The organism is Rhizobium sp. AN5, from assembly GCF_900215255.1.
Lineage (GTDB): Bacteria > Pseudomonadota > Alphaproteobacteria > Rhizobiales > Rhizobiaceae > Agrobacterium > Agrobacterium tumefaciens.
Map to the genome: position 1 here is coordinate 1,552,482 of NZ_OCMJ01000004.1, position 25,777 is coordinate 1,578,258.

Genomic DNA, 25,777 nt, shown 5'->3' on the forward strand with positions numbered 1-25,777 from the left:
TTCAGGCCTTCAGGGTTTCGGCTGTGACGAGATCGAAATCGGGACGGTAAGAGGCGATCTTCTCGAACAACGGGGTCTGGAATTTTTCCGGCACCGGCAGGGCACCCGTCACCATCTTGACGAGGTCGTTATCCTCTTCCGCCATGATGATTTCCAGCTCGTCGAGCTGATCGTCGGAAAGCCCGGCAATATTGTCTTCCGCAAATTGCCCGAGCACCAGATCCATCTCGCGAATGCCCCGGTGCCAGCAGCGGTAAAGTATCCGCCTGCGCCTCGGATCGAGGTCGGCGCTCGTGCGCACCAGTCCAGTCATCGCATTCACCTTTCGGTTGGCTATTCAACAGGATGTTGATTGCGCCCTCCTATAGAACAGGAGGCGAACGCTTGGAACCGGTTTTTATCGAAATAATGCCACGGCGGCTAAAATCTGCCGGTGATAAACAGCCTTTGTCGGGCGCCACGTCTTGCATAACGCGTCCCCTTCCCCGATTTTGCTGAGCATGCGTCCCGCCATTCTCGATCCGCTATTTGCTTCCGTCTCCACCCTTGCCGGTGTGGGGCCGAAGCTTGCCGACCTTCTGGCCAAACTGCTGAGCCGGGAAAATGCCGACGACACCCGCGTGATCGATCTTCTGTTCCACGCACCATCAAACGTCATCGACCGGCGCAACCGCCCGGGCATCGCGCTTGCCGCGCCCGGCGCCATTGTCACCATCCAGGGACGCGTCGACCGGCATCAGCCAGCTCCACCAGGCAATCGTTCCGCGCCCTACCGTGTTTTCCTGCATGACGAGACCGGGGAACTGGCGCTGACCTTCTTCCGCGCCAAGGGAGACTGGCTTTCCAAGGCCTTGCCCGTCGATGAAGAGGTTCTCGTCAGCGGCAAGGTGGACTGGTTCAACGGCCGCGCCTCCATGGTGCATCCGGATTTCATGGTGAAGCTTTCCGAGGCCGAGAACCTGCCCCTGGTCGAAGCCGTTTATCCCATGACAGCCGGGCTGTCTCCGAAGGTGCTGCGGCGGGCAATCGAAGGCGGGCTTTCGAAACTGCCGGTCTTTCCCGAATGGATCGACGAGGCCCTGAAGACCCGTCAGGGATTCGGCGACGTGGCATCGAGCTTCCGTGAGCTGCACGACCCACACGACAGCGCCGATATAGAGCCGCAGGCCCCGGCGCGTAGACGGCTTGCCTATGACGAATTCCTCGCCGGACAATTATCGCTGGCGCTGGTGCGGCAAAGACTGCGCAAGGTCGCGGGCCAGCCGATCCGCGCCAAGGGGGACATTGCTGCAAAAATCCTGTCGCAACTGCCCTTCTCCCTGACGCCGAGCCAGAATGCCTCGGTGAAAGATATCCTGACCGATATGGCCAGCGAGGACCGTATGTTGCGGCTGTTGCAGGGCGATGTCGGCGCGGGCAAGACGCTGGTGGCGCTGATGGCTATGGCAACCGCCGTCGAGGCCGGAGGACAGGCGGTGTTGATGGCCCCGACCGAAATTCTTGCCCGGCAGCATTTCGCCACCATCTCCAAACTCGCCAATGCCGCGGGCATCACTGTTGAGGTGCTGACCGGCCGCACCAAGGGCAAGGAGCGTCGCGAGATCGAAGAACGTGTGGCCTCCGGTGAGGCACAGATCGTCATTGGCACCCACGCGCTGTTCCAGGACAGCGTGAGTTACAGGAACCTCGTGCTTGCCGTGGTGGATGAGCAGCACCGTTTCGGCGTACACCAGCGCCTGCGTCTCACCGCAAAGGGCATCACGCCGCATATGCTTGTTATGACCGCCACGCCCATTCCGCGCACGCTGGTGCTGGCCGCCTTCGGCGACATGGATGTGTCGAAACTCACCGAAAAACCGGCCGGACGAAAACCCATCCAGACCGTGACGATCCCCACAGAGCGTATCGGCGACATCGTCGAGCGGCTGCGCGCCGCGCTGAAGGAGGGCAAGAAGGCCTACTGGATCTGCCCGCTGGTGGAGGAGACGGAAGAGTCCGACCTGATGTCGGCGGAAGAACGACATGCGGTTCTCTCGCAGATGCTCGGAGCCAATATCGGTCTCATCCATGGGCGCATGAGCGGCCCGGAGAAGGACGCCGCCATGCTGGCTTTCAAGAACGGCGAAACCCGGCTGCTGGTGGCAACGACAGTGGTGGAAGTGGGTGTCGACGTTCCGGACGCCACGATCATGGTCATCGAACATGCCGAACGTTTCGGCCTTGCCCAGCTTCACCAGCTGCGTGGCCGGGTTGGACGCGGTGACGAGGCCTCCACCTGCATACTGCTCTACAAGGGGCCGCTCAGCGAAAACGGCCGCGCCCGACTTTCCATCCTGCGCGACAGCGAGGACGGCTTCCTGATTGCGGAAGAGGACTTGAAGCTGCGCGGCGAAGGCGAACTCCTCGGCACCCGCCAGTCCGGCACGCCGGGCTTCCGCATCGCCAGCCTCGAAGCCCATGCCGACCTCCTGGAAATCGCCCGCAAGGACGCCGCCTATGTCATCGAGCGCGACCCCGAACTGACCGGCCCGCGCGGCGAAAGCCTGCGCACCCTGCTCTATCTGCACCGCCGCGACGAAGCGATCCGCTTCCTGCACGCCGGCTGAAAGTGAACCGCCATGAACATGATCGACCCACGCCGCCCACCGCCCGCCTTCAGAAAGGGCTACGCGCTCTGCTCGCCGCAAAACATCCTGCAACCCGACACCTTCGCCAAAAGCCAGAAGAAAGCGATCGGCAAGGCCTTCAAGAAGCCAGGCCGCAAGAAGGCATGGACGGAGGCACTGGAACAGGGCTGGAGCGTGCGGCTGGTGTATATGCGGCTTTTCGTCCCCGTGTTCCACGCGACCACGACGGGAACAGAGGTGGATGATCTCGATGACGAGGATTGATCGAGGCGTCTGAGAAATAGTTTGGTTAAAGTGCCGACGGCTATCGCTGCGAGGTGTGAATAACCGTCAGGATTTCGATATCCCGGCCAACACGATAGACAACGATGTAGGAAATGTCGGACAGCACGGCTTCCCGCGCTCCCCTAATGCGCCCGCCCCGTCCCATAGCTGGTTGCTCCACCAACATATCGGCCGCTGAAACAATACGGGAAATCACGCGGGCGGCAGCTGCCGGATTGTCTGTTTCGATATGCCTGCCGATTTCATCGAGCCGTCGCAGCGCCCGCACAGTCCAGCGAATTCTCCGGACGCTCATGACGGCCGAGCGGACTTTACATATTTTCCGACAATGTTTGCCAGATCGTCTTGCGTTCCAAACTCGCCGCGATCCGCTTCCGCCAAACCGGCCTCGATTTCCGCGATCTGCCACTCTTCGCGAGCAACAAAGTCCTCAATCGCCCGTGCCGCCATGTAGGACCGCGAGCGATCAAGCTTTTCCGCCAGCTGTTCAAGCTTGTTGGCAACTTCGTCCGGCAAGCGCACCGTGAATGCAGTCATGGTTGCGACCTTTCGTGGTTCACTATGATTATCGGTGAACCACATTGGTTCGTCAACCTTGGGCATCAAAACTCAAGGGAGAACAGAGCAACGAACCCAGTGCGTCACAAATCCTCAAACCGGCGCAATCATTTTCGGCGGCGTGAAATCCGGAGCCACCAGACCACCTGATATCAGCAGTTTCGCCGCGTCTTCCGGTGTCATGTCCAGCATCACGATCTTGTCCTTCGGCACGAACAGCAGGAAGCCCGCCGTCGGCACCGGAGTCGGTGGCAGGAAGACCGCGACCATCTCCTGGCCCATCTCGTTGAAGCGATGGGCAAGCTCGCCCTTGACCTCCGAGGATACGAATACCATCGCCCAGGTGCCGGGTGACGGAAATTCGATCAGGCCGACCTTCTTGAAAGAATTCGAATGCTCTTTCAGGACCGATTCGAACAGCTGCTTGATGCTCTTGTAGATAGGCCGCACCAGAGGCATGCGGTTGAGAACGGATTCGCCGACGCCAACGATCCATTTGCCAATGAGGTTGTTGCCGAGAAAGCCGATGAGCGTGATGCCGATAACGGCGATCAGCAGGCCGAAGCCGGGGATCGCCACATCGAAATATTGCTCGGGATCGTAACGGGCGGGAATATAGGGCTTAACCCAGCTATCCGCCCATTGCAGGAAGCTCCATACCAGCCACATGGTGATGGTGACAGGCGCAAGGATGAGGACGCCCGTGAGGAAGCTGTTGCGCAGACGGGCTGCGAATGAAATTTTGACTGGAATATCGGTCATTTACCGTTCGGAATTAAGCGTTGTCGCTATCGAAACCCGGATGAAAACCGACAATGCCGGATGGAGTTCCACCATGCAAGCGAAGAACTGTGAAATATTCGTCAGGAATTCCGTTGGCGCTCAGGCCCTCAACATGGCGAAAACCGAAGCGGCCGTAATAGTCCGGATCGCCAGCGACAACTGCACCAGAAGCACTCAGACGGTCCAGCGCAGCAAGCCCTTCCCGAACCAGCCCTGAACCGACACCCTGCCTTTGCCGATCCGGCGCCACCGATAAGGGCGCAAGACAGAACCAGCCGGTCTCGCCGCCCGACAGTGTTACCGGTGAAAAACCGATATGGCCGATGATGCCTTCGCTGTCCTCGGCAACCAGAGAAACAGTCAGCGCACCGGCCTTGCGAAGCCGTTCGATGATCAGATGTTCCGTTTTGTCGCTGTAATCGACGTTACGGAAGGCATCTTCCGTAACGCGAGCAATCGCCTCTTCATCGCCCTGCCGCTCCGGCCGGATGATCATTCCACCGTCACCGATTTCGCCAGATTGCGTGGCTGGTCCACATCCGTGCCCATGAAGACGGCGGTGTGATAGGCCAGCAGCTGTATCGGCAGCGAGAAGACCATCGGCGCGATCAGCTCGTCGACATTGGGCAGCGTGATCGTCGCCATGGTGTCGAGCTTGGAGGCAGCTGCGCCCTTCTCGTCGGTGATGAAGATGATGCGGCCGCCGCGCGCGGCCACTTCCTGCATGTTCGAAACGGTCTTTTCAAAGAAGCGGTCATGCGGCGCGATGACGATAACAGGCATGTTCTCGTCTATCAGTGCGATTGGCCCATGCTTCAGCTCGCCGGCTGCATAACCTTCGGCGTGGATATAGGAAATTTCCTTGAGCTTCAGTGCGCCTTCCAGCGCCAGCGGGAAGCTGGTGCCGCGGCCGAGATAAAGCACATCCTTGAAGCGCGACAGATCGCGCGACAGCGCCTCGATCTGTGGCTGGATGAGGTTCAGCACCTTGCTCATGATGCGGGGCATCTCGATCAACTGCTGCACCAGTTCCTTCTCCTCGCCCGGCTTAAGCGTACCGCGCGCCTTCCCAGCGGCGATTGCCAGAGACGCGAGAACCGCAAGCTGACAGGTGAAGGCCTTGGTGGAGGCAACCCCGATCTCCGGGCCTGCAAGGATCGGGAAAATGGCGTTCGATTCGCGCGCGATGGTCGATTCCCGCACATTGACGATGGCGCCGATCTTCAGCCCCTCCTGCTTGCAGTAGCGCAGCGATGCGAGCGTATCGGCGGTCTCGCCCGATTGCGAGATGAAGAGCGCCGCCTGAGACGGCTGAAGTGGCATTTCGCGGTAACGGAATTCCGATGCGACATCGATTTCCACCGGCAGGCGCGCATAACGCTCGAACCAGTATTTGCCGATCAGGCCGGAAAGATAGGCCGTGCCGCAGGCGGAAATGGCAAGGCCGGAAAGCCTGGCGAAATCGATCGCCTTATCTGCATCCTTCACGGTTTTGGAGGCGAAATCCACATAGTGACTGAGCGCATGGGAAATGACTTCCGGCTGCTCGTAGATTTCCTTTTCCATGAAATGGCGGTGGTTGCCCTTATCGACCACGAAAGCCGTCGCCTGCGAAATCTGGCGCTCGCGTTTCACCGGCTTGCCGGAGAAATCGATGATTTCCGCACCTTCACGGGTCACGATGGCGCAGTCGCCATCCACCAGATAGGTGATCTCATTGGTGAAAGGCGAAAGCGCGATCGCGTCGGACCCCAGAAACATCTCGCCCCTGCCGTAACCGACGGCAAGCGGCGGGCCGGAACGCGCCGAAAGCAGCGTATCGGGATCGTCCTGAAACATCACCACCAGCGCATAGGCACCCGTCACATGGTTCAGCATCTTCAGCATTGCCTCGCGATGGCCAAGCCCTTCGCGGGTGTATTTTGCCAGAAGCTGCGCCACCACTTCGGTGTCGGTCTGGGTGGTGAAGGTTGCACCCTCTGCGCTCAGTTCCTCGCGCAATTCGGAGAAGTTTTCGATGATGCCGTTATGAACGACGGCAACGCCTTCGACGAAATGCGGGTGGGCGTTGGTTTCGTTCGGCACGCCGTGCGTCGCCCAGCGCGTATGCGCGATGCCGACGACACCCGGCAACGGCTTTTCAGAGACCAGCTTTTCCAGATTGAACAGCTTGCCTTCCGCCCGGCGACGGTCCATCGCGCCATTGTCGATGGTGGCGACACCCGCCGAATCGTAACCGCGATATTCGAGGCGCTTCAGCGCATCGACAAGCCGTTCAGCAACGGGCTCGGTTCCGACAATTCCGACAATTCCGCACATATATTTCTCCAGACGGCGATCTCTTCACCGAAACTTCCAGAGTATTTCCGCCTTTCCCTGAAATGCGAAAATACTCCACCTTTTTGTTCTGACGCATTTCCTGACGTAAAACCGCTGCGCACCTTTACTGGAAATGCTTTAACCGTTTCTCTGAAATCGGCAATTATGCCGCCGGTCACTTTCAGTATCGCTCGGTAACGTCTCTCAAGAGGATTTTTTCTTCGCTTCCTTCAGCGCTTTCGCCCGCTCGCGCAAGGCGACCGCCCTGCCCGGCTTCACCTCCTGGCGCGCGCGCCCGAAAGCCAGCGCATCGGCAGGCACGTCATCGGTAATCACGCTGCCGGAGGCAATATAGGCCCGCTCTCCAATGGTGACGGGAGCAACCAGCGACGAATTCGAGCCGATGAAGCTGTTGGCTCCGATCCGCGTTTCGGACTTGTTGTAACCGTCATAATTGCAGGTGATGGCACCCGCGCCGATATTGCTGCCTGCACCCACGAAAGCATCGCCGATATAGGTCAAATGGTTGACCTTTGCGCCCTCGCCGATCTCGGCCTTCTTGACCTCACAGAAATTGCCGACCTTGGCATTGGCATGCAGGTTTGCACCCGGACGCAACCGCGCAAAGGGACCGACAACCGCACCCTCGGCCAGATAGGCCCCTTCCAGATGCGAAAATGCATGAATGATCGCACCCGGCTCGATCGTCACGCCGGGACCGAAAACGACGTTGGGTTCGATCAGGACATCCTGGCCGATCTTCGTATCGAAGGAAAGGAATACTGTTTCAGGCGCGATCATCGAAACGCCGTCGATCATCAATTCGTGACGGCGGCGCTCCTGCCAGAGCCTCTCGATGAAGGCGAGTTCGGCGCGGTTGTTGCAGCCGGTCAATTCCTTTTCCGGCGCATCGATGGCAATGGCGCGGCGGCCGAGAGAACGGGCGATCTCGACGATGTCAGTCAGATAATATTCGCCCTTAACATTGCTGTTGCCGATCCGGCCGAGCAGATCCAGCGCATTGCGGCCGTTGATGGCCATCAATCCGCTGTTGCACCATGTGACCTTGCGCTCCTCGTCGGTGGCGTCCTTTTCCTCGCGGATCGCGACCAGCTCGCCATTCTCGACCAGAAGCCGCCCGTAACCCGTGGGACGGTCAGTATGGAACCCGATAACGGCGACATCGGCACCGGCGGCAATCGCCTCGCGCGCCCTGTCGAGCGTGGCTGAGGTAATGAGCGGCACATCGCCATAAGCGACGATGACATCGTCAAAACCGCGTTCGATCGCCTCGCGTGCGGCAAGAACCGCATGGCCGGTGCCCTTGCGTTCCTTTTGCAGGAAAGCCTCGACCTGCAGGCCCTTGAGACTTGCCGCAGCAGCGACATTGTCGGCATCGCGCCCGACCACCAGCGCTACCGCGCCGACGCCCGCTCCAGCAACAGCCTCCACCACATGTCCGATCATCGGGCGTCCAGCGACCGGATGAAGCACCTTGGACTTCGAAGACTTCATGCGCGTGCTGTCGCCCGCTGCGAGAATAACGGCTAGAGAGCTGCGCTCCATAAGACCTCCAACACCCCGTCACCGGCCACAGGCGGCCCGGACAGGGGCAATGTTTGACTTTACGCCGGCCAGCATTGCGGACGGGCGTATGGGTGATTTCTTTCCGGCACTGCTATAACGGCGCCCCACTTAAGAAACCATGCAAATCTCCACCAAATTTCCACGCCGATTTTCATCAAACGTGATCAGCGGCAGGCTGACATGATCTATGGGTGGGAGTTACGGGCCGTGAATTCGAGTATCTGCTGACGACCGTTTTCAATCAGCCTTTCCATCTCGCGCCGGGCTGCCGCCTCATCGCGCAGGCGAAACGCTTCGACGAGTCGCAGGTGAGAGGCAGACACGTCGGAAATCTCGTTGGGATCGGCTTCCGGGTTGCTCATCCGGAAAATGCCCGCCAGCGCCGCCTTTATCAGCGAACCGACGGTGCGCATGAACGGGTTGCCGGACATTTCGGTGATGAGGACGTGGAAATTCATATCCGCAAGCGCGCGCTTTTCCTTGGAATAAGCCGTGTTGCCCATCTCGTTGGCGTAAGCGACAAGCCTTGCGATATCGGCGTCTTTTGCCTTGATGGCAGCAAGACCCGCGCCATAGGGTTCGAACGCCAGGCGGATATCGTAGAGATGCAGCAGGAATTCCTCGCTGACACCAGCCTCGAAGTGCCAGAGCAGCACCTCGCTGTCGAACATGTTCCAGCTTTCGCGCTCCGTCACACGGGTACCGATGCGCGCCTTGGGGGAGATCATGCCCTTGGCGGTGAGCGTCTTCATCGCCTCGCGAAGCACCGTTCGAGAGACTTTCAGCCGCTCCATCAGCTCGGCATCGCCCGGCAGGATGTCACCCGTCTTGAAAAATCCGGACACGATATCGAGACCGAGCTTGTGAACGACCTGAGCATGATTTGTCCGCAACTTTCGAAAACCGATCGCCGCATCGAGCATTCCGCGCTGCAAATTCCATGTCCTTCCGTTCGGTTGAAGATGTAAAAATCGCGCCTGACTTGTGTATTCCAGGAAAGCAGCCCGATTTTCAACGCAGAATACAGTGAAAAACATCAACGCGCGTGAAAAGCAAAGCCAAACTTCGTTCGAACAATAAAACACATCAAAATAACAAAGACCGCGCATGAATTGCATGCGCGGTCCCGTTAGCAGCTAGTACCTGCGTGTCACATTATTGCGGCAGCTTGTCGTCCACGCCGGCAACGTAGAAGTTGAGGCCGAGCAGAACGCCGTCTTCAGCCTTCTCACCTGCCTTCAGCCATTCCGAACCATCCTGCTTCTTCACCGGACCGGTAAAGGGATGCAACTCGCCCGACTTGATCTTGGCTTCGGTTTCCTCAGCCATCTTCTTCACGTCATCAGGCATGTTGGTGTAAGGCGCCATGGTCAGGATGCCGTCCTTCAGGCCGTCCCAGATGGATTCGGACTTCCACGTGCCGTCAAGCAGGGCCTGCGTGCGCTTGATGTAGTAAGCGCCCCAGGTATCCTTGATCGCGGTCAGCTGTGTCTCCGGACCGGCCTTGATCATATCGGAAGCCTGACCGAAGGCCTTGATGCCGCGCTCGGCTGCAACCTGCATCGGAGCCGTCGTGTCTGTGTGCTGCGTCAGGATATCGACGCCCTGGTCGATAAGAGCCTTGGCGGCATCGGCTTCCTTGCCGGGGTCGAACCAGGTGTTGGCCCAGACGACCTTGACCTTGAACTCAGGATTGACGGACTGCGCGCCAAGAACGAAAGCGTCGATGCCCATCACCACTTCCGGGATCGGGAAGGAAGCGATGTAACCGGCAACACCCTTCTTCGACATCTTTGCGGCGATCTGGCCCTGAATGTAGCGGCCTTCATAGAAACGCGAATTGTAGGTCGCGACGTTTTCAGCGTTCTTGAAGCCGGTGGCATGCTCGAACTTCACCTTGGGGAACTTCTGGGCAACCTTAACGGTCGCATCCATGAAGCCGAACGAAGTGGTGAAGACCAGCTCACAGCCGGAACGTGCCATACGCTCGATGGCGCGTTCGGCATCCGGGCCTTCCGGAACGCTTTCGAGGAACGGCGTTTCGATCTTGTCGCCGAAATGCTTCTGCAGCTCTTCGCGACCGATTTCATGCGCCTGTGTCCAGCCGCCATCGGTGCGGCTGCCGACATAGATGAAGCAGACCTTCTTTGCGTCGGCGGCCTCAGCCGAAGAAACAACGCCTCCAAGAGCCGCTATGGAAGCAGTAAGTGCGATGACCAGTTTTTTCATTTTTACCCCTGTTTGGTTTGGAGACTGGAAGTTTTTCTCACCGGTCCGGCACGAAGGATTTGCCCAGTGATGCCGGCGTGTTGATCAAGGTCGTGCGGCGATTATGCGAGATGATGACCAGCACGACAATAGTTGCGATATAGGGCAGTGCCGAAAGCAGTTGCGACGGCACGCCGATGCCGAATGCCTGGGCGTGCAACTGCCCGATGGTGACAGCGCCGAACAGATAACCGCCTGCGAGCACCCGCCATGGACGCCAGGACGCGAAGACGACGAGCGCCAATGCGATCCAGCCACGCCCGGCCGACATGTTTTCCACCCATTGCGGCGTATAGACCAGCGAAAGCTGCGCGCCGGCTAGCCCCGCGCACGCACCGCCGAACATGACAGCCAGATAGCGTGTGCGGATGACGTTGATGCCAAGCGCATGGGCAGAACCATGGTTGTCGCCGATGGCGCGGATCTTGAGACCCGTGCGGCTCTTGAACAGAAACCAGCTTATGCCGGCAACGAGCGCGATGGACATGTAGAAGATCAGGTCTTGCCGGAACAGCAAGGGGCCGATGAAGGGTATCTCCGACAGCACCGGAAAGACGATGGGCTGCAGCTTGACGCCCGGCAGGCCAACGAAACTTTCGCCCAGCATGCCGGAAACGCCAAGACCGAGAATGGTCAGCGCAAGGCCGGTCGCCACCTGGTTGGTAACGAGCGTCAGCGTCAGGAAACCGAAGAGCAGCGAGAAAACCGCGCCCGACGCGATACCGGCCAGAATGCCGAGATAGGGCGAACCGGTCATATGCGCGGCAGCGAAAGCGCAAACCGCACCCATGATCATCATGCCCTCGACGCCGAGATTGAGGACGCCGGAGCGCTCCGCCACCAGCTCGCCGGAGGCGGCAAGGACGAGCGGTGTGGCGGCGGTGATGACCGTGAGAAGGATGGCCTGAAGCATATCCATCATGCCGCTCCTTGGCTGTTATGCGCCTTGCCGGTCAAGACGACCCTGATGCGGTAGAAGATCAACGTGTCGCAGGAGAGTACGAAGAACAGCATCAACCCCTGAAACACGCGCGTCACCTTGTCCGACACACCGATGGAGAGCTGCGCCGCCTCACCACCCAGATAGGTCAGTGCAAGCACCAGCCCGGAGAGGATGATACCGAGCGGATTGAGGCGACCGAGAAAGGCGACGATGATGGCGGTGAAGCCGTAACCCGGAGAAATGCTGGGCTGAAGATGGCCGATGGAGCCGGATGCTTCCGAAATGCCCGCAAGCCCGGCAAGCGCGCCGGAAAGCAGCATCGAAAACCAGACCATGCGGCTCGATGAGAAACCGGCAAAACGCCCTGCCCGCGCCGATTGGCCGAGAACCGTGACCTCGAAGCCTTTCAGCATGTAACGCATCATGAACCACAGCGCGATGGCCGCCACGATGGCAAACACGAAACCCCAATGCGCCCGGCCCGATGTCAGCATTTCCGGCAGCACTGCGCTCTCGTTGAAGGGCTTCGTCTGCGGGAAGTTATAGCCGCCCGGATCGCGCCACATGCCGCGCGTCAGCCAGTCGAGAAAAAGCTGCGCGACATAGACCAGCATCAGGCTGACGAGAATTTCGTTGGTGTTGAACTTCGTCTTCAACAGCGCCGGAATACCGGCATAGAGTGCGCCGCCGATGGCGCCCATCACCAGCATCAACGGCAGGATGAGTGGTGAATGCCAGTCCGGATAAAGCACCGGCAGGATGGAACCGGTGATCGCGCCGATGGTGAATTGTCCTTCCGCGCCGATGTTCCAGTTGTTGGAGCGATAACAGATAGACAGGCCAACCGCGATAAGGATCAGCGGTGCGGCCTTGATCGCCAGCTCATGCAGCGACCATACCTCCAGCAGAGGCTCGATGAAAAAGGCGTAAAGCGCATCGAGCGGATTTTTGCCGAGTATGGCGAACATGATGGCGCCGACGAGCAGCGTCAGCACAAGTGCCAGAAGCGGCGAGAGAAGGGTAAATAGCTTCGAGATCCCTGCCCGTTTTTCAAGCTCAATGCGCATGCTGGGCGGCTCCTGACTGTGTGTGGACGCCGCCCATCAGCAGGCCGATCTTTTCAAGCGTCATGTCTTCCACCGGATAGGTCTGCGAAAGCTGCCCATCGGAAATGACCGCGATATTGGTAGCGACCTCGAAGATTTCATCGAGGTCCTGGCTGATGACGATGACGGCAGAGCCAACCTTGGCGAGATCGACAAGCGCCTGCCGGATACGGCTCGCAGCCCCCGCATCCACACCCCATGTCGGCTGGTTGACAACAAGCACGGCCGGTTGACGATCGAGTTCGCGCCCGACGATGAATTTTTGCAGGTTGCCGCCCGACAGCGATCCGGCCAGCGGATCGGCCCCGCTTTTGCGCACATCCATGGTTTCCGATATGCGCCGAGCCGCCGCCTTGATAGCTGAACCCCTGACGATGCGCAGAAAACCGCCCGTCAGAAACGCCTTGCGGTCGGAGCGCGCCCGCGCCAGTAGAAGATTGTCGGAAAGGCTCATGCCGGGAACGGCGGCATGGCCATGGCGCTCCTCGGGTACGAAACCGGCGCCCATCAGCCGCCGGCCATTGATGCCGATGCGACCGACCGGCTTGCCACGCAGATGGATCGCATCATTATTATAGACCGGATATTCGCCCGAAAGCGCATCGAACAACTCGCCCTGCCCGTTTCCGGCAACCCCGGCAATCGCCAGCACTTCGCCGGCGCGCACAGTCATGGAAACCGCTTTCAACGCCACGGCAAACGGCGTGCGCGGCGCAACGGAAAGCCCCATGACTTCGATCTGCGGTTGACCGAGGGCATCGCCCGTCGGTCGCGAAACGCTTGCGACATCGCTGCCCACCATCATGCGCGCCAGAGATGCCGGTGTTTCCTTGCGCGGATCGCAGGCGCCCGTAACCTTGCCATGGCGCAGAACGGTGGCGCGGTCGCAGATACGCTGCACCTCTTCCAGCCGGTGGCTGATATAAAGTACCGAACGGCCTTCGGCCTTCAGCTTCGCCAGCGTCTCGAACAGCTTGTCCGCCTCCTGCGGTGTCAAAACCGAGGTCGGCTCGTCGAGAATGATAAGGCGCGGGTTCTGCAACAGGGCGCGCACGATCTCGATACGTTGGCGCTCGCCAACCGAAAGATCGGCCACATGCGCATTGGGATCGAGCGGCAGGCCATAGGCGCGCGAAAGCTGTTCCGCTTCCTTGGCAATTTCCTTCAATGAAATTTTCGGGTCCAGCGACAGGGCGATGTTTTCAGCAACCGTCAACGCCTCAAACAGGGAGAAATGCTGGAAGACCATGCCGATGCCGAGCCTGCGGGCCTCGCTTGGCGAACCTATGGAAACCGGCTGACCCTGCCAGACGATATCACCCTCGCTCGGCGAGAGCACGCCGAACAGCATCTTGACGAGCGTGGACTTGCCCGCGCCGTTTTCACCCAGAAGCGCGTGGATTTCGCCCGGCGCTATATCGAGGTCGATGCCGTTGCATGCGGCAAAATTGCCGAACAGCTTGGTCAGCTTGCGAACGGACAGGAGAGGCACGGCCTCCGGCGCCATAGTTCCAGTCACGAATTCCCTCTCTACACCGGCTGCCCATGCTTTCTTCGAAGCATTTCAGCAACCGTGGTCATTGTTCCCAATCAGGCCGCAACACGTATGCAATGCTGCGCGATCATGATTTATTGATAACTGTTTTGCTGCTGCGCACAACTGAAAAAGACGTTGCTTAAATGCAATTTGCACAAGCAATAAACGGCTTTACGCTTTTCTTATTTCGCGCCGAGCGCGGGGAAAAACTGCAATATTCCGCCGATGCAATAGAGATAAAGCCCGCTCGCCACAAAGCCGATCACCGCCCAGTATGGCGTTTCGAAATGCATCAGCAACGCATAACCGCCAAGCGCACACCAGACGAACACGATTGCCAGATTAAGCGGCCGCAATCGCTTCACGCGCACCGGATGCAGGAAATTGATCGGCAGGAATGTCAGGAACACCGAAACGGTAACGACGGTCATGGCTGTTGTGGCGCTGGCATCCATGACGAACAGCGTGAACACCACCATGTTCCACACCACCGGAAAGCCGGAGAAGAAATATTCGTCCGTCTTCATGCCCATGTCGGCATAATAGATGGCGCTGGACACCACGATCATGCCAGCCGCAACGAAGGATAGTGGCTCGCCGATCATGCCGCTCTGGTAAAGCGCAAAGGCGGGCAAGAGCACATAGGTGACATAGTCGATGATATTGTCGAGCGTATCGCCGGACCAGTTGGGCAGAACTTCCTTCACCCGAACCTTGCGGGCGATGGGCCCGTCAATGCCATCCACCAGCAGCGCAAGCCCCAGCCACCAGAACATGTCGACAAAGCGGTGTTCGGAAGCGGCGACGACACCGAGGAAAGCCAGAAACGACCCGGATGCCGTCAAAATATGAACGGAAAAGGCGCGGATTTCCGCGTAGGGAACACGCTTGTAGTTGAAAATTTTCATGGTCAGCGTCTGCGCCCCGCTTTTCATCCGCCCTGTTCATTCCGGTATGCGGCCATTCACCACGCTTTGCAACCGGCTGATCTGGCTTATCCTAGGACTAATATAGCGGTACAACCAACGAATGTTTACGCCGGGATGTTCCGGGGTCAAAGTGGATTTACCCACGCAAAGCCTTTATGATGCCTTGGAAATAACAAGGGATCAGGACCATGAGACACTTCGATATCGCCATCACCGGTGCGGGACTTGCGGGCCAGATTGCGGCCATAGCGCTTGCGCGGGCGGGCCGCCACGTGGCGCTTGTTGCGCCCTCCAGCGAAAAGAAGGACCGGCGCACGACGGCGCTGATGGACCAGTCGATCCGCTTCATGGACCGCCTTGGCCTGTGGTCGCGCATAGCCCCTGCCGCAGCCCGTCTTTCCACCATGCAGATCATTGACGGCACCGACCGCCTGCTGCGCGCGCCCACCGTGCAGTTCCGCTCCTCTGAAATCGGGCTGGATGCATTCGGCTGGAATATTCCTAATGAGGCGCTGCTTGGCGTGCTTAGCGAAGCGGTCGAACAGGAACACAATATTACCCGCTTCGACACTACCGCCGAGACAATCGATATCGGCAACGACCGTGTATCGGTAATGCTTGGCGACGGTGAAGCGCTTTCCGCCGATTTTCTGATCGGCGCGGATGGCAGGAAGTCGATGGTGCGGGATGCAGCCGCAATCGGCGTCAAATCCTGGTCCTATCCGCAGACGGCCATCGTTTTGAACTTCAGCCATAGCCGGCCGCACGGCAATGTCTCGACAGAATTCCATACGCCCACGGGACCTTTCACGCAGGTTCCCCTGCCCGGCGACCGCTCCAGCCTCGTCTGGGTTGTCACGCCGGCGCAAGCGGAAGAGCTGACGGCGCTGCCGCTTGACGCGCTCAGCCTCAGGGTTGAGGAGCGCATGCAATCCATGCTCGGCGCCGTTACGGTGGAAGACAGCGTGCAGGCATGGCCACTGTCTTCCATGACCGCGCACCGCTTCGGCAAGGGCCGCGTCGCCCTGATCGGCGAGGCTGCGCATGGTTTCCCGCCCATCGGCGCACAGGGTCTGAACCTCAGCCTGCGCGACATCATCGCCCTCACCGAACTGCTCGGCGCCGTCTCCGACCGCCCGATTGCGGCGGATGCCGGCAGCAGCTTCGACCGCAAGCGGCGGGCGGATGTCTACACCCGCACCCTCAGCGTCGATCTCCTCAACCGGTCGCTGCTTTCCGATCTACTGCCGGTGCAGATGGCGCGTGCGGCGGGCCTGCATGTGCTATCCGGCATCGGCACGCTCAGAAGCATGGTCATGCGCGAAGGCATCGAGCCGGGGCGCGGACTGAAGGCCCTGCCCTCGCTGCTGTTCGGCAGCTTCAAAAAGGCTGGATGAAATAAACCACGCCCGTCAGCGTGAAGACCGAAAGCACCGTCGAGATCAGGATCGTCGCCGACGCCCTCTCCTGCCAGACGTGATATTGCTGGCCGATGACGAAGACATTCGTCGCGGTCGGCAAGGCCGCAAGCAGCACCGCGGAATAGATCCATACCGGCTCGAACCGCCCGAGCGACGAGAGCACAAGATAAGCGGCAAGCGGATGCAGGATAAGCTTTGCCGGGACGATATAGCTGATTTCGACCGGCACCCGCTTCATTGGCCGCAGCGCCAGCGTGACACCCATGGCAAACAGCGCGCAGGGTGCTGCCGATTGCGCCAGATAATCCACCAGCCGCTGCACCGCCTCCGGCGGCTGCCATGACAGCGAAGCGGCCAGAAAACCGGCGATTACCGACACGATGAACGGGTGAGTAATGACCTTGCGCGCCACATCCAGCGCAAGCCTTGCCGCAGAGCGCTTGTCACCGCCCGCAACCGCCATCATCGCCGGTGCGACGATGAAATGGGCCGCGTTTTCGAGACAGACGATCAGCGCGACGGGCACTGCCGCTTTTTCACCGAGCGCCAGAAGCGCAAGCCCCGGCCCCATATAGCCAATATTGCCGTAGCTCGCCGCGAAACTCTGGATCGTCGTTTCGGCGAGATTGTTCTTTCTCACGAACCGGCCGATCAGGAACACCAGCAGGAAAATGCCATAGGTGCAGGCAAGACTGGCGGCAACGAAATCCATGCGCGTCAGTTCTTCTACCGGCGTTTTCGACACCAGCTTAAAAAACAGCGCGGGAAGCGCCGCGTAGATGATGAAGGTGTTCAGCCAGCCCATCGCCTCGACCGGCTGTTTCGTTATGCGCGCCGCGCCGTAGCCGATGAAGATCAGGCCGAAAAACGGCAAAAGCAATCCGACGATATCGGCCACAGTCTTTCCCCCGCGTATGAAATACGCGGGGAGGCTTAGCCGATTTTCATCAGCATCGGAAAGGTCTCCTGGAACCAGATCGCCACATTGGTGATGAAACCGGTCATGAAAGCGAGGCCGGTGAGCACCAGCAACACACCCATCAGCTTTTCCACAAGACCGAGATGGCGGCGGAAACGCACAAGGAAACGCATGAAGGAACCGGAAAAGGCGGCAGCAATCCAGAACGGCACTGCAAGGCCAAGCGAATAGACCGCAAGCAACATCGCGCCATCGCCAACCGTGTCACGCGAGGCGGCAACGCCGAGGATCGCGCCGAGGACAGGACCGATGCAGGGCGTCCAGCCGAAGGCAAAGGCAAGGCCCATGACATAGGCGCCAGAAAGCGTGGCCGGTTTGCCCGCCCCCTGAAACCGCGCCTCGCGTGAAAACAGGCCAATGCGGAAAACACCGAGAAAGTTAAGGCCCATCAGGATGATGATGAAACCGCCAATCTTGGCGAGAATATCGAGGTTCTGGCGCAACAGCGTGCCGATCGTCGAAGCACCGGCACCCAGCGCCACGAAGACCGTGGCAAAACCGAGCGTGAAGAAGAAAGCCGAAAACAGCACGGCCCTGCGGATTTCAGGCCGCGGCGCGGTATTCTCCGTCCTGAACTGCTCCACCGAAACACCGGCCATATAGCAAAGGTAAGGCGGCACCAACGGCAGGACGCAGGGCGACAGAAACGACAGGGCACCGGCCAGAAGCGCGCTGAACAGGGAAATATCGGCAATCGACAAGAAAGAACTCCGCATTGACGCATGTCTCCCAGAAGCGGGAATCGGTTTTGGGATAACGTCACGCGCAAAAAGATAAGCAAGGCGCGTCGCGATTCCCGAGATTCGCCGCGTTTCACGCTCTCATTTTGGCGCATGCCATTGCCGCAAAACGATTTCACCCGTTTGCCAGACATGTCTGAAGCCGCTTTTATCCCCAGCCGCCCCCTCTCTCCAATCACCTTTTCGGGGGTGCGACAAAAAAAACCGGATTGATTGTAGAAAGCGCTTTTTTTGGGTTGACCGAACGGATCGCTCTACCTATGTTCCGCGCACTTCCGAAGGGCATCCCAGCCCCGACACGGGAGAGCGTAGCTCAGCCGGTAGAGCAACTGACTTTTAATCAGTAGGTCCAGGGTTCGAATCCCTGCGCTCTCACCATAAAAATCAATCACTTAATATCGAAACCGGCCTAAATTCAGCTAGAATCATCCTGACACATGTCTCGCGCAGTATGAGATGGTGAAATGGACTCGCATTCTGTTCTCGGTGATAAGGTCCGCGTCTACCGCCGTGCCGACAGCTCCCGGCAATGCTCCACCTACCTCGAAGGAAGGGAGTGGCGCGTCAGCACAAAAACCGACAGTCTGTCTCTGGCCAAAGAGTTTGCCGAGGACTGGTATCTGGAGCTTCGCGGCAAGAGCCGTATCGGCCAGTTGAAGACCGATAAGACTTGTACCCAACGCGACTAAAACAGTTTCTACTGGAGTAGGTACCGCTCACCAACGGCCAGCGCAATCCGCGCTATATGAAGGATCACGAGGCGGGTATCGACAACAACATCCTACCCTACTTCGGCAAGATGAGCCTCAGTGCCGTCACGGCGGCCACGGTGCGAAGGGGTTTCGGGCGATGCAGCGCCAGCCGCAAGCGGCGGCCGCCACTCCTCCAGTCAGTAAATCCAGATCTTTTTCTCAGGTGGATACAAGATAGTGCCATGGACCATAAGTCATCCTATCTCGTTAGAGTAATAGATGAAAGAGATGCCGCTATGTTCGAAAATGCATCTTTCAATTCTTTAGCATTTTTCGCATCAAAGTAATACTTCGGCGATGTCGCGCAGCTACGCATCGCATTTTCGCCTATCCGGTCATCAACCAGAAACGACACCGTATACACGTCAATTTTCTTGGATTGAGCATACGAGCATATCGACTGCATGTCGCTATACGTCTTAGTCAACTCATTGTCGTTGCTGGTGTCGAGATGTTTTCCAGTCGATTGATCGAGCTTCATCGTATTGGCCCCATCTGTCATGAGCACCAGCACTTTTCGGGGGCGTCTGTTATCGTCATCGTAGGCAAGACCTTCCGAGAAGGGTCTCGTTGGCGAGAGGATATTGACCCCCCAAATTAGCCCAGCCGGAATATAGGTCGAAGGCTTATATGCCCCCACCTGTACGACCATGTTGACAATACCCGAACGCACCTGATTAAGCTCAGAGGTGAGCGGAATTATCGGATCCAGGCAATTTTTCGTGGGGCTTAAGATCCCCGGATACCGGTCGCTTGGCGAAGCGTCTGTCAGGCGTAATGTCCCTGAAGTTCGAGAACCCACACATCCATGCCAACTATATTCCTCCCCCCCTACACATCGCTCATAAGGCATGACGCTTCTCATTTCACATCGATACGGTGTGCAGTCGTACCTTTCAGTAACGCCGTCTACAGTTCTTGAGCAACTCTTAGACTCGCCGCGTTCGCATATCCTCTCCGTATTCTTCCATTCACACGAACGCTTAGTAGTGAACTCATCTGGAACAGAGACCCAACTACGAAAGCGATTATACAATCCTACATTCACGTAATCGGCGTAAGGGACGAGACCGATCTTAAGAATCCCACCCGGCTCCTTGTTTTTCTCCAATACGCTGACCAATTCCGTTGCAGCCTTCTTGAGCGCTTGTAATTTCTCCCCATTCATCGACCATGTGTTGTCCAGTACCATAGCGACCTCAATGGTCTGTTCCGTGGCCCATTTAGCCTCCGCGGTTATTGAAAATGTCAATTCTTTGATATTAACCAATTTCATAAAGGTTGTCGTAAGAGTACCGCTGGCTGATGCGGATAGGACATTTGGATTTCGAGAGCGGTTGAATTCTACCAGCGAGATCGCACCCGACAAACCTGGCCTTTGGCCCTCAAGAAAGTTGATCACAATCTCCTTGAGTTCACTATCTTCGGATCTTCCCGCCACAGCAGCCGCGAGTACAGCCGCGTCGAGTGATCCTTGCGCCTCGGTCTTTGCAGCTAACAATCTCGATAAATCTAAAGCACAACCAGCCGCAATAATAATGCAGGGCAATAAAATGGCGCTCAGTACAGCAAATGTTCCTTTTTCATTTTGCTTGTAAGATTTCCATTGTTTTAGAATATATTTACGTGAATTGCGAAACGCCAGATGTATAGCGCGCATGGGTATAGTCCTCAAGAAATGCGTCATAATAGGGATAAGTTGATAGGAATCGTCACCTTGCAACTGGCGTTGATCGAGCCGATCAAAGATTGGTAATCAGCACGCTCACCAACCTGACGGTAACTTGCTGACCGCGCGCTGCGTCATGAGGGCTGAGCGATGGAGAGGTCGAGATCAGCGCGAGCGATCTGCAAAGCCGATTCAGCGTTTCGAAGATCAGCCTCCGAACTAGCGTGACCGGAATGAAGTTCTCGGGTTAGCAGCCACAGTGCCAATTACGACACCCCATTTGACGAGGTCCGCCAAAGCGGAATCACCGCCTGGATCAACCGCGGCAAAGAAACAAAAAAGGACGGAATTTCCATTGAAAATGATTCACATATAAACGATTAAACGGTTACTCTCCGACTATACATCAAAATGATAAATATCAATATTACAAAAACCTGAAAACGCACAATGGTTACCTAATTATTTTTTCGAAAAACTATATTTCTTATCACTAAAACTATATGTATACTTAAATTACACTTCAAAGCTGCATTAAACCGATTACCAGCAGGAACCTGCATATCAGCGTTGCGTTACGACAGATCTCTTCCCTGAAATTGCCTCCAAGATAAACGCAAATCGCCGCGACACGCCGTCCCCTGGCTCGCGAACGGGCCAATAAAGCCGATCATGCAAAGCATGGTAAGGTGAGATGTCGCAATACCCGACCGGTCGGGGGCAATATGCGGGCGGCCTTCGGTTCGGAGACGGTCGTCGGATTGGTGCGGCCCAGGGAGAAAGAGCAATGGCAATCCATATCGAAGACGACAGTGACATGCTCATACCCCAAGATCTGGCGGAGGGAGCGAGCCGTTATCTGGGGAAACCGCTCGAACTGCTCCCGGACAGGGAAAAAGCAATATTTCGTCGTCTTGCAGCAAGGCGCACCATCTCGACAGACGCGAATGCGGTTTTCGACGAGAGACTGACGCCCGGCCAGCGGCTTGCGGATGCGGTTGCCAAATTCGGCGGTTCCTGGACCTTTATCCTTATATTTGCGGCTTTGCTTGCGATATGGCTGAGCGCAAACATCATCGCGGCTTCGAACGCCTTCGATCCCTACCCGTTCATTTTCCTCAATCTCATCTTATCCATGCTCGCAGCGGTTCAGGCGCCGGTGATCATGATGAGCCAGAACCGCCATGCGGCCAAGGATCGGATCGACGCCGCACACGACTACGAGGTCAATCTGAAGGCGGAGATCGAAATCATGGCGCTGCACGATAAGTTCGATCGGATGCGCTCTATCGAGCTGAAAGCCCTCGTCGATAAACAGCAGCAGCAGATCGACCTTTTGACAAAACTCGTGCTGAAACAAACAGGCTAGAAAATTTACGCCAAAATACGGAAAATCGCGCCTGCGCGCTGATTCCATGTACAACGGAACGCGCTTTGTGTGCCGGTCGGACAGTAGCAGCTGCAGCACTTCAGGGATGGTTTCCAGACGAGCTATGTGCTTGCGCATCCCTCATATAGAGCGCAGAATAAATCAATGGCAGCATTTGAAGCGGGCGCTGTTGTGTGAAGGTGCATCTGCCTTGGCCCCAACCAAAGGAGGACAAAATGTCTTCCACCAATCGAAAACGAAATGTCGATCCAGATCGTGCGCCCCTGCTCGTCAAGGCGATCGACAGGCTTGAAAAAGGTGCTGCAACGTTATGCGGCTCCACGAAACTCGACGCGTGCAGGCGAGTTCTGATCGCCGCCATTCGACGTGGTTCCGGCAGGCGTAAACCAATCCCGGCTGCGTCGACTACTCACCATAAGAACCGGGACATATTGCAGTCTACCCAAAAATCCGGAAGCCCGGCTGTCGAGAGATGGGAAAATGAAGGCGGTGCGATCAAATGATCGTTGTCGCCTGCCCAGAACGGAGTGATCATCATGGCGTCAAGTGTCCATCTGGAAGAAATGACATCGGCGGAATGCATCGCATTCCTTTCCCGGATGAGCTTCGGGCATCTTGCCTGTATCGATCATGACAGGCCCTATGTCGTGCCGATCCATTTCGTGTTTCACGAGGGTGGAGTCTACAGCTTCTCGATGATGGGAGCCAAGATAGAGAATATGCGCCTGAACCCTCATGTTTGCCTTCAGGTCGATGAGGTCACAAACACCAGCACGTGGACAAGCGTAATTCTTCATGGCCTCTATCAGGAGCTTGAAGATAACGAGCAATGGCAAAGTGAGCGGATCTACGCCTGGTCTCTGATCCAGAAACACCCGAACTGGTGGGAGCCGGGAGGCTCAACGATCCATCCGCACGAAACTGGAACGGACTCCACCAAGCCGATTTTCTTCAGCATTCAAAAAGAAAGTCTCACGGGCCGCAAAGCGGTCCAGAGGGAAGATTTCGTGCGTTAAGCGGCCTCCCTCTACAGATAGGCGTACGCATACCGCGCAATATTGTCATAGAAACTCGAGAGATAGGCCGGCACCCGGTTCAACCGGGCAAATTTGCTGCCGCGATATTCCGCGCGCGTGCCGACCAGCGTGTCCGGATCGCCGAACGGCAGAAAATCCTTTTCGGTGACGTAGACATGCGTGCCGTAACCCCAGCCGCATTCCAGCGCCCGGTCGAAAGGCAGCGTCATAACCCTTGCCGCTTTCAGAAACCGCTCAGCTCCACCGCGTGAGATGATATAGCAGGCCGACGATCCCTGTGGCCCATATATGCAGCGCCCCAGCTTGTCTCCGAGAGCGCTGGTCTTCCTGGCTCTGAAACCTCTGTGGCGGTGATTGGTCAGCTTCACGATGGAATTCTCAGGCATGATGGCGACCATTGCCTTGACCCGATCGGAGAAGTCAGGCGTGAAGGCAACATCATCCTCGACGATCACGGCCACCGGCGCATCCGTGGCGAGGAAAATCTCCAGTGCCTTGATATGGCTGGCATAACAGCCATACTCCCCGGGTAGGGCACGACGGCCGTTGCGAAGCTCAAAGCCGCGCCTGTTAAAATCCGTCCATTCGGCAGCGGGGATGGTCTTGCCGTCAACACCTTCCACCGGGCGCAAATCCAGCCCGAGACCTGATGCTCCGTTCAGCATTTTTTCAAGACGGGCGCGCGCTCTGGCGATGGAGATGATGTAAACGGGAAAAGCGGATATCGGCAGCATTCGGAAAGCACCATGCGCATAGGGTCGGGAAACCGTCTCCTACAGCATGTGGCGCACCCTGTCTGCATGCCGTGATTTCCACACCGGCAGAATTTCAGGCGAACAACGCGCAAGCTTTGAAGGTTAGAGAATCCGGCGCGAGATTATTTACGCGGGGCGGTGCGGCGGCAGCGCCAGTTCCAGTCTCTGGCTTCGCCCGTATCCATGTGGACCGATTCGGTGTGGCAATAGGTGCCTACACCACCACGCTGCGGCATCGACCGCAGATAGGACGCAAGCTCCCATTTGGAAACGCCCTTGATCTGGATGTCGGCTGCATCGCAGGTGTAGTGCTTGGAACCCTGCCTTATGCCCTTTGGCGGGCGATAACCCGAGGTGACGATAGCCGGGCTGTTGTAGTGGCGCTCGACATCCTTGATCATGCGCACCAGTTCCGGCTTGAAACAACCGACTTCAACATGATCGGTCTGCAGGAAAAGCCCGTTTGGAGAAACACGCGTGAGGCCGGAGAGCGAGGCAAGCTTCATCAGGCCGGCCGGCTGGTCATCCTCGTCTTCGAGATGCGCATCGTCGAATTCGTCAGACATCATCGAACGGCCGGAAAGCGCAATACCCATCGTCCTGTCCGTCCCGCCGGAGAGCGCCGCAACCTGCGTATTCTCCGCCGTACCGTTTTCGATCATTTTCGGAAGGCGCTTCTTGGCCGCACCGGCGAAAAAAGCTGCCAGCGGCACGACCGTGCCCTCTCTTTCCTGCCCCTCGCCTGCCCGTTTCCCGACTCCGGAAGACTGCGCTGAAGCAGCGGCGAGCTGTTCCGACGCATGTTGCGGCACCGGTACGGGAACCGCCTGACGGTTTTCGCTGTGCTGTTCTGCCGGTACCGGTACAGCAGTCGGCACTTGTCCCGTTGCGGATACCGGTTGCGGCTGTGTCGCCTGCACTGGTGCCGAGTAGACGCTGCTGACGGCGGGTGCGATCCCCTGGGAAGGTGCACCCGCTGCGGCTGTAGCCCCCGCCGCAACGGCGGGTCTGCTGGAATAGATGCTTGATGTACCCGCCGAAATCGCCGTCGGCTGCGTCGTCAGGCCGCCAATATCGGCGGCGGCACCATAGCCCTGTGCGGGGCCGCCGGGCGCCTGCGGCTGGGCCGCAACGGCCCCGCCGGTCGCCGAGGCCACGGCGGGATCCACATAATGCCCCTGCTGCTGTTTGGCGGCCGGATTATGAACCGCCGATGCCGCCTGCGCCTTCTGCTCGGCGGAAATCGCCGGCTTCTTGCTATTGGCAGCCATGTCGTCATCCGTCACCGCTGAAACGCATCCGGCAATCCCGAGCAACGAAACCGCGACAACAAGACGCTGACAGGCAACGCGTCCTTTCGCGCTATCGACAGCTTTCATGGGTGGCCTCCGTATCTTGCATTTACAACAGCAGCACGGGAACGGAATCGTCTGCTTTTTCAAAACAGGACATGCCGTTTCGATTCGCGGACTATGCCTCAACCCATCCGGACAAGGCAAGAGTGACCGAAATCGTCGCTTCTGGTCGGGAAAACCCCTACCAGGAACCCGTATTCTGCATAGATATCCACGGTTCGGCTGGCGCGAGGCTTTCGCCCTTCTGCAAGATTTCGAAAGAAATACCGTCGGGCGAACGAACGAAGGCCATGTGACCGTCACGCGGCGGCCGGTTGATCACGACGCCATTTTGCTGAAGGTGGGCACAGAAGTCGTAAATATTGTCGACCTCATAGGCCAGGTGCCCGAAATTGCGGCCGCCGGTGTAATCTTCGGTGTCCCAATTGTAGGTGAGTTCAAGGGAAGGCGCCTTTTTTTCCCGCGCCGCAGAGACATCGTCGCGCGCTGCAAGAAAAACCAGAGTGAAACGGCCTTTTTCGTTTTCGATCCGGCGTATTTCCTCGAGACCCATCAGGTCGCAATAGAATTTCATTGATTCGCCAAGGTCTTTGACGCGAACCATCGTGTGCAGATACCGCATTTTCTTCCTCTCCAATACGCTTTTCCGGGCCATAAACGCATGATCGCAAGCCCCGGACAAGGACGGCGACATAAAAGCAGCTACGCAAATCAAAAACTAGGGCTTGCGTGGAACC

At 57.8% G+C, this 25,777-nt stretch carries 27 protein-coding genes and 1 tRNA gene; 9 read left to right on the plus strand and 19 right to left on the minus strand.

The genetic code is table 11. The features are described 5' to 3' along the window. Nucleotide 1: 1 nt before the first annotated feature. Nucleotides 2-313: a succinate dehydrogenase assembly factor 2 gene (locus tag CRP02_RS20175; protein ID WP_003515739.1), complete on the minus strand. Its 312-nt coding sequence runs from the start codon at nucleotides 311-313 to the stop codon at nucleotides 2-4. Nucleotides 314-500: 187 nt separating this feature from the next. Between CRP02_RS20175 and recG the strand changes: the two genes are divergently transcribed. Continuing rightward, the gene (gene recG, locus CRP02_RS20180; RefSeq protein WP_097172116.1) at nucleotides 501-2,606 is read left to right on the plus strand and encodes an ATP-dependent DNA helicase RecG; all 2,106 of its coding nucleotides are present in this window, start codon (nucleotides 501-503) and stop codon (nucleotides 2,604-2,606) included. 12 nt (nucleotides 2,607-2,618) lie between these two features. Further along, on the plus strand, nucleotides 2,619-2,891 hold the full coding sequence (locus CRP02_RS20185) for a hypothetical protein (RefSeq protein WP_003515743.1): 273 nt from the start codon (nucleotides 2,619-2,621) through the stop codon (nucleotides 2,889-2,891). A 40-nt stretch (nucleotides 2,892-2,931) separates the two neighbouring features. Here the strand turns inward: CRP02_RS20185 and CRP02_RS20190 are convergent, their stop codons facing one another. From CRP02_RS20190 to pcsA, 12 genes are all read right to left on the minus strand, one after another. Beyond that, nucleotides 2,932-3,207: a type II toxin-antitoxin system RelE/ParE family toxin gene (locus CRP02_RS20190; protein ID WP_097172117.1), complete on the minus strand. Its 276-nt coding sequence runs from the start codon at nucleotides 3,205-3,207 to the stop codon at nucleotides 2,932-2,934. Further along, nucleotides 3,204-3,449, minus strand: coding sequence for a CopG family ribbon-helix-helix protein (locus CRP02_RS20195; RefSeq protein WP_097172118.1), 246 nt, complete (start codon nucleotides 3,447-3,449; stop codon nucleotides 3,204-3,206). The genes CRP02_RS20190 and CRP02_RS20195 overlap by 4 nt, the downstream gene beginning before the upstream one ends. A 114-nt stretch (nucleotides 3,450-3,563) precedes the next feature. Further along, nucleotides 3,564-4,232, minus strand: coding sequence for a DUF502 domain-containing protein (locus CRP02_RS20200; RefSeq protein WP_003515749.1), 669 nt, complete (start codon nucleotides 4,230-4,232; stop codon nucleotides 3,564-3,566). Nucleotides 4,233-4,245: 13 nt separating this feature from the next. Then, nucleotides 4,246-4,749 carry a GNAT family N-acetyltransferase gene (locus CRP02_RS20205; RefSeq protein ID WP_097172119.1) on the minus strand — a complete coding sequence of 168 codons (504 nt, stop codon included), beginning with the start codon at nucleotides 4,747-4,749 and terminating at the stop codon, nucleotides 4,246-4,248. Beyond that, nucleotides 4,746-6,572 carry a glutamine--fructose-6-phosphate transaminase (isomerizing) gene (gene glmS, locus CRP02_RS20210; protein WP_097172120.1) on the minus strand — a complete coding sequence of 609 codons (1,827 nt, stop codon included), beginning with the start codon at nucleotides 6,570-6,572 and terminating at the stop codon, nucleotides 4,746-4,748. The genes CRP02_RS20205 and glmS overlap by 4 nt, the downstream gene beginning before the upstream one ends. Before the next feature lie 204 nt (nucleotides 6,573-6,776). Continuing rightward, complete coding sequence (glmU, locus tag CRP02_RS20215; RefSeq protein WP_097172121.1) at nucleotides 6,777-8,138, minus strand: bifunctional UDP-N-acetylglucosamine diphosphorylase/glucosamine-1-phosphate N-acetyltransferase GlmU; 1,362 nt, start codon at nucleotides 8,136-8,138, stop codon at nucleotides 6,777-6,779. Nucleotides 8,139-8,344: 206 nt separating this feature from the next. Beyond that, nucleotides 8,345-9,082 (minus strand): FadR/GntR family transcriptional regulator, encoded by a 738-nt coding sequence (locus CRP02_RS20220; protein WP_097172122.1) that lies wholly within the window; start codon nucleotides 9,080-9,082, stop codon nucleotides 8,345-8,347. Between the two features lie 232 nt (nucleotides 9,083-9,314). After that, the gene (locus CRP02_RS20225; protein ID WP_097102901.1) at nucleotides 9,315-10,388 is read right to left on the minus strand and encodes a BMP family ABC transporter substrate-binding protein; all 1,074 of its coding nucleotides are present in this window, start codon (nucleotides 10,386-10,388) and stop codon (nucleotides 9,315-9,317) included. 37 nt (nucleotides 10,389-10,425) lie between these two features. Further along, nucleotides 10,426-11,346 (minus strand): ABC transporter permease, encoded by a 921-nt coding sequence (locus tag CRP02_RS20230; protein WP_019566110.1) that lies wholly within the window; start codon nucleotides 11,344-11,346, stop codon nucleotides 10,426-10,428. Continuing rightward, the gene (locus CRP02_RS20235) at nucleotides 11,346-12,437 is read right to left on the minus strand and encodes an ABC transporter permease (RefSeq protein ID WP_097172123.1); all 1,092 of its coding nucleotides are present in this window, start codon (nucleotides 12,435-12,437) and stop codon (nucleotides 11,346-11,348) included. The genes CRP02_RS20230 and CRP02_RS20235 overlap by 1 nt, the downstream gene beginning before the upstream one ends. Continuing rightward, nucleotides 12,427-13,983, minus strand: a complete 1,557-nt coding sequence (locus tag CRP02_RS20240; protein WP_179784164.1) for an ABC transporter ATP-binding protein — start codon at nucleotides 13,981-13,983, stop codon at nucleotides 12,427-12,429. The genes CRP02_RS20235 and CRP02_RS20240 overlap by 11 nt, the downstream gene beginning before the upstream one ends. A gap of 212 nt (nucleotides 13,984-14,195) precedes the next feature. Next, on the minus strand, nucleotides 14,196-14,921 hold the full coding sequence (pcsA, locus tag CRP02_RS20245; RefSeq protein ID WP_097103357.1) for a phosphatidylcholine synthase: 726 nt from the start codon (nucleotides 14,919-14,921) through the stop codon (nucleotides 14,196-14,198). A gap of 209 nt (nucleotides 14,922-15,130) precedes the next feature. Between pcsA and CRP02_RS20250 the strand changes: the two genes are divergently transcribed. Beyond that, nucleotides 15,131-16,339 carry a UbiH/UbiF family hydroxylase gene (locus CRP02_RS20250; protein ID WP_097172124.1) on the plus strand — a complete coding sequence of 403 codons (1,209 nt, stop codon included), beginning with the start codon at nucleotides 15,131-15,133 and terminating at the stop codon, nucleotides 16,337-16,339. Here the strand turns inward: CRP02_RS20250 and CRP02_RS20255 are convergent. Both CRP02_RS20255 and CRP02_RS20260 read right to left on the minus strand, forming a co-directional pair. Then, nucleotides 16,323-17,261 (minus strand): AEC family transporter, encoded by a 939-nt coding sequence (locus CRP02_RS20255; RefSeq protein WP_097102907.1) that lies wholly within the window; start codon nucleotides 17,259-17,261, stop codon nucleotides 16,323-16,325. The two genes, CRP02_RS20250 and CRP02_RS20255, sit on opposite strands and share 17 nt — an antisense overlap. 35 nt (nucleotides 17,262-17,296) lie before the next feature. Beyond that, complete coding sequence (locus tag CRP02_RS20260; RefSeq protein ID WP_097172861.1) at nucleotides 17,297-18,043, minus strand: cytochrome c biogenesis CcdA family protein; 747 nt, start codon at nucleotides 18,041-18,043, stop codon at nucleotides 17,297-17,299. 341 nt (nucleotides 18,044-18,384) lie between these two features. Here CRP02_RS20260 and CRP02_RS20265 point away from each other — a divergent pair. The 3 genes from CRP02_RS20265 to CRP02_RS28015 all read left to right on the plus strand — a co-directional run bounded on the left by CRP02_RS20265 (nucleotide 18,385) and on the right by CRP02_RS28015 (nucleotide 19,121). Continuing rightward, nucleotides 18,385-18,460: transfer RNA gene (locus CRP02_RS20265), tRNA-Lys, on the plus strand. A gap of 86 nt (nucleotides 18,461-18,546) precedes the next feature. Next, nucleotides 18,547-18,771, plus strand: coding sequence for a hypothetical protein (locus CRP02_RS28010; protein WP_323455380.1), 225 nt, complete (start codon nucleotides 18,547-18,549; stop codon nucleotides 18,769-18,771). 56 nt (nucleotides 18,772-18,827) lie between these two features. Continuing rightward, nucleotides 18,828-19,121, plus strand: a complete 294-nt coding sequence (locus CRP02_RS28015) for a hypothetical protein (RefSeq protein ID WP_323455381.1) — start codon at nucleotides 18,828-18,830, stop codon at nucleotides 19,119-19,121. Here the strand turns inward: CRP02_RS28015 and CRP02_RS20275 are convergent. Then, nucleotides 19,034-20,494: a Tad domain-containing protein gene (locus CRP02_RS20275; protein WP_179784083.1), complete on the minus strand. Its 1,461-nt coding sequence runs from the start codon at nucleotides 20,492-20,494 to the stop codon at nucleotides 19,034-19,036. The genes CRP02_RS28015 and CRP02_RS20275 overlap by 88 nt on opposite strands. A 796-nt stretch (nucleotides 20,495-21,290) precedes the next feature. Between CRP02_RS20275 and CRP02_RS20280 the strand changes: the two genes are divergently transcribed. The 3 genes from CRP02_RS20280 (at nucleotide 21,291) to CRP02_RS20285 (ending at nucleotide 22,909) form a co-directional block, all read left to right on the plus strand. Continuing rightward, a complete protein-coding gene (locus tag CRP02_RS20280) occupies nucleotides 21,291-21,872 on the plus strand; it encodes a DUF1003 domain-containing protein (RefSeq protein WP_097102911.1) in 582 nt (193 codons plus the stop codon). Between the two features lie 236 nt (nucleotides 21,873-22,108). Further along, nucleotides 22,109-22,396, plus strand: a complete 288-nt coding sequence (locus tag CRP02_RS27635; RefSeq protein WP_179784084.1) for a hypothetical protein — start codon at nucleotides 22,109-22,111, stop codon at nucleotides 22,394-22,396. Between the two features lie 33 nt (nucleotides 22,397-22,429). Then, nucleotides 22,430-22,909: a pyridoxamine 5'-phosphate oxidase family protein gene (locus tag CRP02_RS20285; protein ID WP_323455395.1), complete on the plus strand. Its 480-nt coding sequence runs from the start codon at nucleotides 22,430-22,432 to the stop codon at nucleotides 22,907-22,909. A gap of 11 nt (nucleotides 22,910-22,920) precedes the next feature. Here CRP02_RS20285 and CRP02_RS20290 read toward each other — a convergent pair whose 3' ends face one another. From CRP02_RS20290 to CRP02_RS20300, 3 genes are all read right to left on the minus strand, one after another. Further along, on the minus strand, nucleotides 22,921-23,664 hold the full coding sequence (locus tag CRP02_RS20290) for a glycosyltransferase family 25 protein (protein WP_097172126.1): 744 nt from the start codon (nucleotides 23,662-23,664) through the stop codon (nucleotides 22,921-22,923). A 143-nt stretch (nucleotides 23,665-23,807) separates the two neighbouring features. After that, the gene (locus CRP02_RS20295) at nucleotides 23,808-25,064 is read right to left on the minus strand and encodes a YcbK family protein (RefSeq protein ID WP_179784085.1); all 1,257 of its coding nucleotides are present in this window, start codon (nucleotides 25,062-25,064) and stop codon (nucleotides 23,808-23,810) included. 157 nt (nucleotides 25,065-25,221) lie between these two features. Beyond that, the gene (locus CRP02_RS20300) at nucleotides 25,222-25,662 is read right to left on the minus strand and encodes a VOC family protein (RefSeq protein WP_065659292.1); all 441 of its coding nucleotides are present in this window, start codon (nucleotides 25,660-25,662) and stop codon (nucleotides 25,222-25,224) included. Nucleotides 25,663-25,777 lie beyond the last annotated feature (115 nt).